We start from the raw sequence: 12,017 nt of genomic DNA, 5'->3' as shown, positions 1-12,017 counted from the left end.
CGGGAAATTCCGACCACCGGACTGGAACTGCTGCGCAGCGGCGCCGGCGGCAATCCGCACGGCCTGGTCGCCGACCCGGGCACCTGCCGCCGGACCACCGATGTCCGCGACACCACCAACCTGGCCCTCGGCATGCTCGACACCCACGTCGGGGCCTACCTCATCCACCCGAAACACGGTGCCAGCGCAATCGCCCCCGGCCGCTACATCATCCGCCGCCAACGCGAACGCGGCACCGCCCCGGCCACCGGCCGCTCCCTGAACCACCTCATCGCCGACTGACCCGGAGCCCGAACGTGCGGGAATTCCACATGCGCAGCAGGGTTTCGAAGGCGCGGCGCTGCGCCGCACTCGGATTGCGGGCCAGCAACTGCTCAACCGCGTCGACGGCGCCCAGGCGCGACGCGGACGGCAACTCAGCCCCGTCCCCCGGCGCGAAGGTATCGCAGATGAGGCCGAGCGTCGCGCGCTGGGCGAGGGTCAAGGACACGAGTCCCTCCGGGACACAGCTCCAGAACAGTCATTAACTTAACCTACCCGCGCGAATCCGCCGACGAGCCTTATCTGCCCAGATGATCAGCAGCAGCACCTTCTGCAGCATGTCCAATGCCCGGCCGACGGCGAGCGCGGTGTCCACGAAATCTGCCCACAGCAGCCCTCTTTCCTCGGGCAATCGAGCCCCGAACCGCACTGTCGGAGGCAACGGATGCATGTCCACGCCGAAGATTCAGATGGCGGTGAAGAGGATTCGGAACGTGGTGCCCGCGCCGGGCGTGCGCAGCAGCTGGATCCGGGCACCGTGTGCACCGAGGATCGCATCGGCAATGGCGAGTCCGAGCCCCGAACCACCGGTGCGCGAACGTGATTCGGCCGCCCGGTAGAAGCGGTCGAAGATGCGCGGTGCGTTCTCCGGCGCAATGCCGGGTCCGTCGTCGCGGACATCGAGCACGGCGAATTCGGATGCCTCGGGCGGTGCCGCGCCCGCCTCGGCAGCCACCGGATCGACCAGCGTATTCGCGGCTCGGATCCCGACCGCAACGGTGACCGACGCCTCGGCTGGCGTGTGTACCAACGCATTATTGACCAGATTCGTCACGACCTGCCGCAATCGGTGCTCGTCACCGACCACCCGGACCGGCGCGTCCGGACCATCGAGTCCGATATCCCGGTCCGGCGCCCGGGTTACCGCATCGCGCACCACATCCGCCGCGAGCGCCGCCAGGTCGACCTCCGCCAGATCCAGCGCACGTTCCTGGTCGAACTTGGCGAGCAGCAGCAGATCGTCGACGAGCAGGCCCATCCGGATCGCCTCGCCCTCGATCCGGCGCATCATCTCCCGCACACCCGCCTCGTCCTGCGCGCCGCCGCGCCGATACAGCTCGGCGTACCCGCGCACCGAAGTCAGCGGGGTGCGCAGTTCATGGGAGGCATCCGCGACGAAGGCCCGCATCCGCCGTTCGGAATCGGCGAGTTGGCGCAGCGCCGAGGACAACCGGGTGACCATCACATTGAATGCGGCGCCGAGTCGCCCCACTTCGGTATGCGGATCGGTCGGTGCGACACGGCGATCCAGGTCTCCCGCGGCGATCGCCTCGGCCGTGTGCTCGATCCGGGTCAGCGGTCGCAGGCCGAGCCGGACCAGCACCGCCGCGATCACCGAAATGGCGATCAGCAGCGTTGCGCCCGCCGCGAGCTCGATGGCGCGGAGTTTGCCGGTGGTCGCCTCGGTGGTTGCCAGCGACATCGCGATCGCGACAGTGCCGCCATTGGGCTGCCATTCGGTCGCTGGCTGTACGACCGTGCGCACCCGCCACCGGATATCGCTTTTCTGGTCGCCGACCGTGAAAGCGGTATTCGCTCTGGCCCGCACCGAGGCCGCGTCCATCGACGGCAAAGCCGGTACCGTGCTCAACTCGACCGGCGCACCGAGCCTGCCGATAGGCCGACCCGCGACATCGAAGAACATGAGCCGAAAGTCCGAAGGCAACTGCTCGTACTCCGGTGCACCCGACGGTGGCGGCGGCGGTGGTCGCTTGGTCGAGGTCATATCGCTGGCAACATGATTCAGCTGTTCGTCCACCCGATCGAGCAGCGCACGATCCAACATCGCGATGCTGAGCAGCCCGAATGCCGCCATCCCGATCCCGGCGATCGCGACCAGGACCAGCAGTAGCCGGGTGCGCAATGTCAACCGGCGCCGCCGATCCCAGATCCGACCGGCCGTCACGAGCGCGCGCCGCCCTGCCGGATGGTGTAGCCGACACCGCGAATCGTATGGATCAACGGTGGATTCCGGGCATCCACCTTGCGTCGGAGCTGACTGATGAAGGTCTCGACGACCCGGGCGTCGCGCCCGGTCGCCGCACTCCACACCCGATCGATGATCTGCTGTTTGCTGACCACCTTTTCCGCATTGACGACGAGATACTGCAGCAGGCTGAATTCGGTGGCAGACAAGCAGATCTCTTCGCCGGCACGGTGTGCGGTATGCGCATCGACATCCAGCTCCAGATCCGCGTACCTGAGCACCCTGTCGTCGGACTCCGCACCCTGGGTGCGACGCAGAATCGCGCGCAGCCGCAGCACGACCTCTTCGAGACTGAACGGTTTGCTCACATAGTCGTCGCCACCGGCGGCCAGTCCGGCGATCCGATCCTCGACCGCATCCCGCGACGTCAAGAACAACACCGGCACCTGGTTGCCGGACTCCCGCAGCCGCCGCGCCACCGCATAGCCGTCCAGATCCGGCAGCATCACATCCAGCACCACGATGTCCGGTGGCCGCTGCACCGCCGCGGCCAATGCCTCGAGCCCACTGGCCGCGGTGTGCACGTCGAATCCGCTCATCCGCAGCGCGGCGGAGAGCAGGTCGAGAATATTCGGCTCATCGTCGACGACCAGCACGCTCGCGGCCGGTGACGCGTCACGGTCGGGCACGGCTACACAATATGCCGCACCGCCTGCCCCGATGCCGCCCAGAATCGGCAAGGACCGATGACTCACAGCAAGCCGACAGATTCACCACAGCTGAGCATCGATTCGAATGTCCCGCCCGATCCCCTCAGACCTCAGCTACCGCCCCGCATCGCCACAGCAGACTATCCGGCAACACTTCGGCGGCCACCGAACCAACGCTTCGATGCTGCCGGGCATGATCGTGCGGACGTGCCCGGTTACACACCGTCCTGATCGACGCCAAGGGCCGCCAGGATGCGGTCCAACTTCGAACCGACATCAGAGAACCGGTCATCCATTACCGAGAGCCGGCCATCGATCGCCGAGAGCCGACCGTCAACGCCGGAGAGCCGATCATCAACAGCAGAGAACCGGTCGTCAACGCCGGAGAACCGGTCATTGATTTCAGCCCTGAGACTGCCGATCTCCTCGATAACCGCGTCATGGTTGCGCGCAACCTTCGCGCCCAACGCGGCGAGGTCGGTCGGCGAACCAGCTTTCGCCTTCGCTTCCGCCTGCTGCATCGTCAACGCGGCCATGAGCGTCTCGAGGTTGGTAACCCGGTCCTCCAACGGCGCTGGCATACAAGATCCCCTCTCGAACAACTTCGGACCGGCGACGATGCTCAACCGGGCGAATTCAGGCCCACCCTATCCCGCCCCGACCCTCCCTACTGTTCCAGTCGGGGTGACAGGATTTGAACCTGCGACCCTCCGCTCCCAAAGCGGATGCGCTACCAAGCTGCGCTACACCCCGTGGCCTCGCGGCGAAAGAGAGCGCCGACGAGGATGAATCCTGCATGGAGCGGGTGACGGGAATCGAACCCGCACCATCAGCTTGGAAGGCTGAGGTTCTACCATTGAACTACACCCGCAGGCATACGACATCGATGGGATCGCCACGATGTCGTGTGCGCACCGACTGTACCGAATGCAGCGCCGGAAACGCTAATCCGCCCCCGCCGAACGACTGTGAACAGTTGACGGACGCGAGGCCACGGCCCAGCCGGCAATAATAGCTCATAGCTATCACTAATCGCTTCGAGCCGCTCGGCCGTTCTCGCCGAGACATGAACGGGCCGGTAGCCACCTGATTTCAGCCCCTTTCGGCGCGCCGTCGGCGTGTCGGTCCGCGACTTTCCGGCGAACAGAACTCATGTGTAACGCCGGAAGCGCGGCAGCGATCACATACCCGATCGCCATTCGCCAAGGATCGAGAACTCGTTGTAAAACAGCGTTTTTCGGTGCCGAGTGGCTTGCTAGGATCCTTTTTGCCGGACGGGGGTATCTGGAAAGGGGGCGGTGAGCGTGCACCGAGCGAGGTGGACACAACCGCGTAGCAGTGGGAACGATCGGGGTGAAACCGGCACCTGCGTGGGAACAGGGCACCCGGGTACCGACATCACCCGCGGCGGGTGAGTGCGATGTCTGCGGATATCGAACCACCCGTAGCGCAGAAGGCTGGCGCGTGGGCGAGTGCGGTCTGCGCGGAACCGGGATCACATGCGTCACCAGAACAGCTACAACCGGTGCTGGCCGAGATCATCGAGCAGCTACTGAAACTGGCCAGGTCCGAGCCCTTTCCGGTGCCCGAGGCGCGGATGTTGGGGGCACGGCTGGTCGAGGCGCCGTTCGAACGGACCAGAATGTTGGCCCAGGCCACCCGCTGGCTGCTCGGCTTCCCGGCGGGGGCGCCCGGGTCGCTGGTCGCCACGCGCTGGCCGCTGGTCGCCAGCCAGGCCATCGACAGCTACGCCCAGGCGCTGCAGGAACGGGCACTGGCCCAACAGGAACAGAACCTTTCGGCGGCGGTGTCATTGCGGGTCCAGGAGATCGCCGCATTGCAGCATCGGCTGCGGCACGAGGCCACCCACGACGCGCTCACCGACCTCGCCAACCGCACGCTGCTGCAGGACAAGGTGCGGCTGATGGCGGCCGACCCGAACCGGGGCGTCGGCCTGCTGCTGATCGATCTGGACCGGTTCAAGCAGATCAACGACAACTACGGCCATGCCGTCGGCGACGAGGTGCTCGTCGAACTGGCCCGCAGGCTGCGCGAGATCTGTCCGCCGGAGACCGTCATCTGCCGTTACGGCGGTGACGAATTCGTGCTCGCCACCAACCCGCACCACAACACCCTCGGCGATATCGCGCACCGCATCGTGGCGGCACTGCGTGATCCGGTGTGGTCGACGGCCGGTCCGGTACCGGTCTCGGCGAGTGTCGGCACCGCCTACTCACCGCCGGGCGAATCCTGCGATTTCACCGATCTGCTGCGCCGCGCCGATCGCGCGATGTACTCGGCGAAGACCGCTGGCGGTCGCCGCTTCGCCCTTGCCGAAACCGATAAACCCGACATCAAAGCCGTTGCGGGCTGATCCGCCACCACGCGGTTCGGCCACCACCGAGGCCCGTTGATCACCGATGAGGTCATCAGCGGGCCTGGTAATCGTTCAGCTGGCTTGACAGCTGGGGCACCAGAACAGGTTTCGGCCCTCCAGCACGCTGTGCGCGATGGGGGTGCCGCAGATGCGGCATGGGGCGCCGGGGCGGCGGTAGACGTAGGTGCGTGGGCGGTCGGCCGCATAAGACGGTTCACCGTGGTCGTGCTCGGGGCGGACGACGACCATCTTGCCGACCCGCACCCCGACCCGCATCAGCGCAACCAGATCGGTCCACATCGCGTCCCACTCCTCGGCGCTCAGCGACGTGCCCGGACGCTGCGGCGAAATGCCGTGCCGGAAGAGCAGTTCCGCGCGGTACACATTGCCGACACCGGCAAGCACCTGCTGGTCCATCAGCAGCGCGCCGATCGGCCTGCGCGAGCGGTGCATCCGCCGCCAGGCCCGTTCGGGATCGGTGCCGCGCCGCAGCGGGTCCGGGCCGAGCCGATCGGTCAGCGCCGTCAGTTCCGCGCGGGTGTACACCTCACAGGCGGTCGGGCCGCGTAGATCGGTACCGTACAGGCGATCATCGGCCGATGCGTCGCCGACGATCCGCATCCGCACCTGCCCAACCGGCTCCCCCATCGGCAACGGCACCTCGGTGAAAACCCCGTACAGGCCGAGGTGCACATGCACGATGAGACCCGACTCGTAGTGGTGCAGTAGATGTTTGCCGTACGCCTCGGCCCGCGTGAGCACCTGACCGTCGACCCGGGCGGCACCGGCCGCGAACTTGCCCTGCGGACTGGATACCCGCACCACTCCCCCGGCGAAGCGCCGTTGATGCAGTCGCGCCAGTCGGTGCAGCGTATGGCCCTCAGGCATCCGAGCCCGGCATCCTCTCTGCTGCGCCGCAGAGACGACCCGGGACACCGGGTCGCCTTGCGGGACGGCGTATTACGCGCTCAGTAGGCCGGAACAGCCGGGGGCACACCGGTCTTCTCGTACTCGGCCAGGATGTCGATGCGGCGCTGGTGGCGCGGCTCCTCGGACCACTTGGTCGAGATGAACGCGTCCACGATCGCCAGCGCCTCCTCGGTGGAGTGCATGCGGCCGCCGATGCCGATCAGCTGCGCGTTGTTGTGCTCACGGGCCAGCTGGGCGGTCTCCACGCTCCAGGCCAGGGCGCAGCGGGCGCCGGGCACCTTGTTCGCGGCGATCTGCTCGCCATTGCCGCTGCCGCCGAAGACCAGGCCGAGACTGCCCGGGTCGGCGACGGTGCGGCGGGCCGCCTCGATGCAGAAGGCGGGGTAGTCGTCGAGCGCGTCGTACTCGAGGGCGCCGCAGTCGACGACCTCATGGCCCGCCTGCTCCAGATGGGCCTTGACGTGATTCTTCAGTTCGAAACCGGCATGGTCGGCACCCAGGTATACGCGCATGGCTGCGATTGTGTCAGGCGTGTGCGGGCGTGCCGCGAGGGGGACATGCGTCACCGTGCCAGCCGGATTAACACCGGTAGCGGCCGCGGCGAATCGACAGGTATGCCACCCATGTTCGCGGCCACCGGGACCACCGCGCGACAACGGTTCCGAACGTCGTCTCCGGCAAATGAATAGAGTTCTCCGTATGCAGCCGCCCGAATCCAAGCCGCCCCAGCAGGCGGGCCATCCCGCCGACCCCTATCCCGCATTGAGCGGATGGGCGCAGGCTCAGGACGCGACCGCCACATCGAGCGGACGTGTTTCCGACCACCAGGATTCGCCCCAGTACCCCTCGATGCCTCAATACCCCTCGACACCCCAGCCCTACCCCGGGTTGCCGTACCCGACGCCCCACTACGGTCCGGCGCCGTACACCCCAGGTCCCCACGGTGTGGTCCCGGTGCCGCCCGGGACACCGCCGCAGCGTCAGCCGCGCGGTCTGTCGCCGTACGGTATGCCCGCGCGGCATCCGTGGGAGATTCCGCTGCTCGTGGTCGTATGTGTGATCACCACGCTCGCATTGCTGCTGGCATTGCTGGTGTTCGTCGACCTCATCCTGGGCGGGAAGCTGCCGAGTCTGTACGTGGCGATCCTGGTCTTCGCGCCGATCGTGGTCTGGTTCCTGCGCGGTATGGGTTATGCGGCCCAGCGGGTCAACGCCGTCAAGATGTCACCGACGCAATTCCCCGAGGGCTATCAGATGGTGGTCGAGGCGGCGGCACGATTCGGGTTGGCCAAGGTTCCCGACGCCTACGTGGTACTCGGCAATGGTCAGATCAATGCCTTCGCCTCCGGGCACGGGTTCCGGCGCTATGTCGCGGTCTACAGCGATCTGTTCGAAATCGGCGGCGCTGCACGCGAACCCGATGCACTCGCCTTCATCATCGGTCACGAGGTCGGGCATATCGCGGCCGGGCATACCTCGTACTGGCGCCAGCTCGGCATGTTCGTCGCGCCGTCGCTGCCGATCATCGGCAGCTCACTGATCCGGTCCCAGGAGTACACCGCCGACAACCACGGCTACTGCAACCGACATGTGGGTGCACCGGCCGCCATGGGCACCCTGGCCGCGGGCAAGTACCTGAACAAACTGGTCGGCTTCGACGAGATGGCCGACCGGGCCGCGGTCGAGAAGGGCTTCTTCGTCTGGGTCATCAATGCCATGGCCTCGCATCCGGTGCTGACCTGGCGGATGTGGGCGCTGCGCGACCGCAGCAGGCACGGCCGTCTGTTCCGGCGTCCGAGCCGACCGGCCGGTGCGCCCCCGGCCGGTCCGTATCCGAGCAGCTACGGCGAGATTCCGGCGCTGCCGCCGAAACCCGTGCCGTAGCGCAGCGCTCTCAGTCGAAGACCGGATCCTCGGTCCTGGTCCGCTTCAGCTCGAAGAAATGCGGGTAGTCGGCCAGGGTGACCGCGGCGTCCCACAGCTTCCCGGCCTCCTCCCCGCGCGGGATCCGCGACAGCACCGGACCGAAGAACGCCTTGCCATTGATGTGGATGGTCGGCGTGCCGACATCGGGTCCGACCTTGTCCATGCCCTCGTGATGGCTCTTGCGCAGCGCCTCGTCGAATTCCGTGCTCTCGGCGGCCGCGGCGAGTTCGGCGGGTAGGCCGACCTCGGCGAGCGAATCCGCGATCACCGCGGCGAGAGTCTCCTTGCGGGAGTCGCGCGCGTACTCCTCGCGCCGGTTGTGGATGCGGGTGCCCATGGCCGTGTACAGCGGGGAAAGCACCTTGTCACCGTGCTCCTGCGCGGCGGCAATGGCGACCCGGACCGGCCCCCAGCCGGTGGCGAGCAGCTCCTCGTACTGCGGCGGCAGCCCCTCCTTGCCCTCATTGAGCACCGACAGGCTCATCACGTGGAAGCGGGTCTCGATATCGCGGACCTGCTCGACCTCCAGAATCCAGCGGGAGGTGATCCAGCACCACGGGCACAGCGGGTCGAACCAGAAATCGGCGACATTCTTGGTGGTCGTCTCGCTCATGACCTGTTCCTCTCCATCGCATGCAGTTGGCGCGGCACACCGCTACCCGTGGCCAACCACGAAACCGTGCGATTCGTTCCCGTGCCGGTCGCCGATTTCCCGAAAGGCGGCATCGGGTCCCAGTAGGGTTGACACGCAGGCATCCGGTTCCCTCCCGAAAAGGAGTCCGCAATGACCTCTGATCAGCGTTTCGTCATCGTCGGTGGCGGTCTGGCCGCGGCCAAACTGGCGGAGGCACTGCGCGACAATGATTTCGCCGGAGCCGTGACGCTGATCAGCGCCGAGGACTATCTGCCCTACGAGCGCCCACCGCTGTCGAAGGAACATCTGGCGGGCAAGAAATCGCTCGAGGAATTCACCGTGGATCCGGGCCAGTGGTACCGCGATCACCACATCGACGTGCGACTGGGCACCGAGGTCGGTGCGATCGATCGGACCGCGAAAACCGTGACGCTGCCGGATGGTTCGACGCTGGGCTACGACAAGCTCGCGCTCGCGACCGGGTCGACACCGCGCCGGCTGCCGATTCCCGGTATGGACGCCCGCGGCGTGTACACCCTGCGCACCATTGGCGATTCCGACACCCTGATCGAACTGTTCGGCACCGCGCGCCGCCTCGTCATCATCGGGGCGGGCTGGATCGGGCTCGAGGTCGCTTCGGCCGCGCGCGCCGCCCAGGTCGAGGTCACCATTGTCGAATCCGCCGAATTGCCGCTGCTGGCGGCGCTCGGGCCGGAAATGGCCCGGGTCTTCGCGCAGCTGCATCGCGACCACGGCGTCGACTTCCGATTCGGCGCGCAGGTCAGCGAGATCATCACTCATACCGTGGAGACGGATCTGGCGTCCGGCGTCCGGCTCGCCGATGGCACCGTCGTCGAAGGCGATGCGGTACTGGTCGCGATCGGTGCGCGTCCGAATATCGAGCTGGCCGCGGATGCCGGGCTCGCGACCAATGGCGGCGTGCTCGTCGATGCCGGCCTGGCCACCAGCGACCCGGATATCGTCGCTGTCGGCGACATCGCCGAGGAGCAGCATCCGGTGCTCGGCCGCCCGATTCGGGTGGAGCACTGGGCCAATGCGCTCAACCAGCCCGCCGTTGCGGCCCGGACCATGCTGGGCAAGTCCGCGTCCTATGAGCGGCTGCCCTACTTCTTCACCGACCAATACGACCTGGGCATGGAGTACACCGGCTATGCCGCGCCCGGCGAGTACGCGCGGGTGGTGGTGCGCGGCGATGAGGCCAAGCGCGAATTCGTCGCGTTCTGGCTCGACGCCGACAACCGGGTACTGGCGGGCATGAACGTGAACATCTGGGATGTCACCGACCGGATCAGGGAGTTGATCGGCCAGCAGGTCGATCCGGACCGGCTCGCCGATCCCGCGACGCCCCTGTGATGCGGGTCACGGCCAACTATTCGAGAATGTGTCGAATCGGCGTGACGCGCTCCGACCGCATTGCGAGCGCGCCGGACGGGCGCACCGAAGGCCAGGGAGACCGGATATGAAGTACATGCTGCTCAAGACCTACGCACCCGCCGCCAACTGCGATATCCCGATCACCGAGTGGACGCCGGAAGAGATCCAGGCGCATCTGGATTTCCAGCAGGCGCTGGGTGCGGAGCTGGCCAAGAACGGTGAACTGGTCGACGCCCAGGGACTGGCCGGACCGGAGGATGCGCGGGTGGTCAGTTCGGACGGACGCTCGGCACCGGTGATCACCGACGGGCCGTTTCCGGAGACCAAGGAATTCCTCGCCGGATATTGGATCGTCGATGTGGAGAGCCCGGAGCGCGCGCTGCAGATTGCCGCGCAGGCGTCGGCGGCACCGGGGCCGGGCGGACAGCCGATCGGTGAGCGCATCGAGGTGCGCGCGGTGATGGGTGTTCCGGCGACCGACCAGTAGTCCGCGATGAGCACGATATTGCCCGCGGGCATCGAGGACCTGTTGCGCGAACTCGCGCCACAGGTCCTTGGCACCTTGGTGCGCCGGTTCGGTGATTTCGACACCGCCGAGGATGCGCTGCAGGAGGCCATGCTCGCGGCGGCGACGCAATGGGCCGCCGACGGTCTGCCGGACAATCCGCGCGGGTGGCTGATCCAGGTCGCGCACCGGCGGATGGCCGATGCGGTGCGTGCCGAAGTGGCTCGGCGGCGCAGGGAGACGACGGTCTTCGAACGCGATGTGCCCGATGCCGAGGCCATCGATCGGGATGACACGCTCGCCATGTTCTTCCTGTGCTGCCATCCGGCACTGTCGTCCGCGAGTGCCATCGCGCTGACATTGCGCGCGGTCGGCGGACTCGGCACAGTGGAGATCGCCAACGCCTTCCTGCTACCCGAAGCGACCATGGCGCAACGGATTACGCGGGCCAAGAAGAAGCTGGCCACCCTCGACCGGCCGTTCGCCCGACCCGGTGACCCGCTATGGCGCGAGCGGCTGGGTTCGGTACTGCACGTGCTGTATCTGATCTTCAACGAGGGGCACACCAGCACCTCGGGGCCCAACCTGCAGCGGACGGATCTCGCCGCCGAGGCCATCCGCCTGACCAGATCCATGCACCTGCTGCTCCCCGACGACACCGAGGTGACCGGACTGCTCGCGCTCATGCTGCTCACCGACTCCCGCCGGGCCGCGCGCACCGGGCCCCATGGTGAGTTGATTCCGCTCGCCGAGCAGAACCGCGCTCTGTGGGATCGCGCGCTGATCACCGAAGGCACCACGCTGACGACCGGCACCCTGGCATCGGGCCTCACCGGCCCCTACCAAATCCAGGCCGCGATCGCGGTGCTGCACGCGCAGGCCCGGCGTGCCGAGGACACCGATTGGACGCGAATCCTGGCGCTGTACAACATGATCGAGCGCATCTCGAAGAACCCGATGGTGACCCTCAACCGTGCCGTCGCCACCGCCATGGTCCACGGCCCCACCGCTGGCCTCGCACTCGCCGCCACCCTCGACGATCAACTGGCGGGCAACCACCGCCTCGACGCGGTCCGCGGCCACCTACACGAAATGGCGGGCGATTTCGACGCCGCCATCACCCACTACACCGCTGCCGCCCACCACACCACCAGCTCCCCCGAACGCAACTACCTAACCCTGCGCGCGGCCCACCTCCACCACCGCCGCTGACCCCACCACACCCGCCCTCCCCGTTCGCCTCGATCGGGGCGGCCAGGGACGGGCACGATGGACAAGGCGCTGGAAACCCG

Annotated in this window: 14 protein-coding genes and 2 tRNA genes; 6 read left to right on the top strand and 10 right to left on the bottom strand. The window is 67.1% G+C overall.

What is annotated here, in order from left to right:
• Positions 1–132: 132 nt before the first annotated feature.
• Positions 133–282, top strand: coding sequence for a hypothetical protein (locus ACWEO2_RS27020; protein WP_452407856.1), 150 nt, complete (start codon positions 133–135; stop codon positions 280–282).
• Here ACWEO2_RS27020 and ACWEO2_RS27015 read toward each other — a convergent pair.
• The 7 genes from ACWEO2_RS27015 to ACWEO2_RS26985 all read right to left on the bottom strand — a co-directional run bounded on the left by ACWEO2_RS27015 (position 269) and on the right by ACWEO2_RS26985 (position 3,829).
• The gene (locus ACWEO2_RS27015; protein WP_452407855.1) at positions 269–490 is read right to left on the bottom strand and encodes a hypothetical protein; all 222 of its coding nucleotides are present in this window, start codon (positions 488–490) and stop codon (positions 269–271) included. The two genes, ACWEO2_RS27020 and ACWEO2_RS27015, sit on opposite strands and share 14 nt — an antisense overlap.
• 33 nt (positions 491–523) lie before the next feature.
• Entirely contained in the window at positions 524–673 is a 150-nt protein-coding gene (locus ACWEO2_RS27010; RefSeq protein WP_452407854.1) for a hypothetical protein, read from the bottom strand.
• A gap of 54 nt (positions 674–727) precedes the next feature.
• Positions 728–2,227: a sensor histidine kinase gene (locus ACWEO2_RS27005; protein WP_452407853.1), complete on the bottom strand. Its 1,500-nt coding sequence runs from the start codon at positions 2,225–2,227 to the stop codon at positions 728–730.
• Entirely contained in the window at positions 2,224–2,937 is a 714-nt protein-coding gene (locus tag ACWEO2_RS27000) for a response regulator transcription factor (RefSeq protein ID WP_452407852.1), read from the bottom strand. The genes ACWEO2_RS27005 and ACWEO2_RS27000 overlap by 4 nt, the downstream gene beginning before the upstream one ends.
• Before the next feature lie 236 nt (positions 2,938–3,173).
• On the bottom strand, positions 3,174–3,527 hold the full coding sequence (locus tag ACWEO2_RS26995) for a hypothetical protein (RefSeq protein ID WP_452407851.1): 354 nt from the start codon (positions 3,525–3,527) through the stop codon (positions 3,174–3,176).
• Between the two features lie 110 nt (positions 3,528–3,637).
• Positions 3,638–3,711: transfer RNA gene (locus tag ACWEO2_RS26990), tRNA-Pro, on the bottom strand.
• A gap of 44 nt (positions 3,712–3,755) precedes the next feature.
• Positions 3,756–3,829: transfer RNA gene (locus ACWEO2_RS26985), tRNA-Gly, on the bottom strand.
• A gap of 549 nt (positions 3,830–4,378) precedes the next feature.
• Here ACWEO2_RS26985 and ACWEO2_RS26980 point away from each other — a divergent pair.
• A complete protein-coding gene (locus tag ACWEO2_RS26980; protein WP_452407850.1) occupies positions 4,379–5,332 on the top strand; it encodes a GGDEF domain-containing protein in 954 nt (317 codons plus the stop codon).
• A 75-nt stretch (positions 5,333–5,407) separates the two neighbouring features.
• Here ACWEO2_RS26980 and ACWEO2_RS26975 read toward each other — a convergent pair whose 3' ends face one another.
• Positions 5,408–6,223, bottom strand: coding sequence for an Fpg/Nei family DNA glycosylase (locus ACWEO2_RS26975; protein ID WP_452407849.1), 816 nt, complete (start codon positions 6,221–6,223; stop codon positions 5,408–5,410).
• 80 nt (positions 6,224–6,303) lie between these two features.
• Positions 6,304–6,777: a ribose-5-phosphate isomerase gene (locus ACWEO2_RS26970; protein ID WP_354957565.1), complete on the bottom strand. Its 474-nt coding sequence runs from the start codon at positions 6,775–6,777 to the stop codon at positions 6,304–6,306.
• 337 nt (positions 6,778–7,114) lie between these two features.
• Between ACWEO2_RS26970 and ACWEO2_RS26965 the strand changes: the two genes are divergently transcribed.
• Positions 7,115–8,149 (top strand): M48 family metallopeptidase, encoded by a 1,035-nt coding sequence (locus tag ACWEO2_RS26965; protein WP_452407874.1) that lies wholly within the window; start codon positions 7,115–7,117, stop codon positions 8,147–8,149.
• Positions 8,150–8,159: 10 nt separating this feature from the next.
• Here the strand turns inward: ACWEO2_RS26965 and ACWEO2_RS26960 are convergent, their stop codons facing one another.
• Complete coding sequence (locus ACWEO2_RS26960; RefSeq protein ID WP_452407848.1) at positions 8,160–8,804, bottom strand: mycothiol-dependent nitroreductase Rv2466c family protein; 645 nt, start codon at positions 8,802–8,804, stop codon at positions 8,160–8,162.
• A gap of 171 nt (positions 8,805–8,975) precedes the next feature.
• On the opposite strand from ACWEO2_RS26960, the gene ACWEO2_RS26955 reads away from it, so the two are divergent.
• The 3 genes from ACWEO2_RS26955 to ACWEO2_RS26945 all read left to right on the top strand — a co-directional run bounded on the left by ACWEO2_RS26955 (position 8,976) and on the right by ACWEO2_RS26945 (position 11,937).
• On the top strand, positions 8,976–10,199 hold the full coding sequence (locus ACWEO2_RS26955; RefSeq protein WP_452407847.1) for an NAD(P)/FAD-dependent oxidoreductase: 1,224 nt from the start codon (positions 8,976–8,978) through the stop codon (positions 10,197–10,199).
• Positions 10,200–10,305: 106 nt separating this feature from the next.
• Positions 10,306–10,707, top strand: a complete 402-nt coding sequence (locus ACWEO2_RS26950) for a YciI family protein (RefSeq protein WP_452407846.1) — start codon at positions 10,306–10,308, stop codon at positions 10,705–10,707.
• A 6-nt stretch (positions 10,708–10,713) separates the two neighbouring features.
• A complete protein-coding gene (locus tag ACWEO2_RS26945; protein WP_452407845.1) occupies positions 10,714–11,937 on the top strand; it encodes an RNA polymerase sigma factor in 1,224 nt (407 codons plus the stop codon).
• Positions 11,938–12,017: the final 80 nt, after the last annotated feature.

This window comes from Nocardia sp. NPDC004278 (assembly GCF_053602975.1).
This window is presented reverse-complemented; position numbering and strand designations above follow the sequence as displayed.

Bases quoted from the DNA above. Each gene is read 5' to 3' on its own strand.
- ACWEO2_RS27020 (WP_452407856.1), top strand. From the start codon at position 133: ATGCTCGACACCCACGTCGGGGCCTACCTCATCCACCCGAAACACGGT.
- ACWEO2_RS26980 (WP_452407850.1), top strand. From the start codon at position 4,379: ATGTCTGCGGATATCGAACCACCCGTAGCGCAGAAGGCTGGCGCGTGG.
- ACWEO2_RS26975 (WP_452407849.1), bottom strand. From the start codon at position 6,223: ATGCCTGAGGGCCATACGCTGCACCGACTGGCGCGACTGCATCAACGG.
- ACWEO2_RS26970 (WP_354957565.1), bottom strand. From the start codon at position 6,777: ATGCGCGTATACCTGGGTGCCGACCATGCCGGTTTCGAACTGAAGAAT.
- ACWEO2_RS26965 (WP_452407874.1), top strand. From the start codon at position 7,115: ATGCCTCAATACCCCTCGACACCCCAGCCCTACCCCGGGTTGCCGTAC.
- ACWEO2_RS26960 (WP_452407848.1), bottom strand. From the start codon at position 8,804: ATGAGCGAGACGACCACCAAGAATGTCGCCGATTTCTGGTTCGACCCG.
- ACWEO2_RS26955 (WP_452407847.1), top strand. From the start codon at position 8,976: ATGACCTCTGATCAGCGTTTCGTCATCGTCGGTGGCGGTCTGGCCGCG.
- ACWEO2_RS26950 (WP_452407846.1), top strand. From the start codon at position 10,306: ATGAAGTACATGCTGCTCAAGACCTACGCACCCGCCGCCAACTGCGAT.
- ACWEO2_RS26945 (WP_452407845.1), top strand. From the start codon at position 10,714: ATGAGCACGATATTGCCCGCGGGCATCGAGGACCTGTTGCGCGAACTC.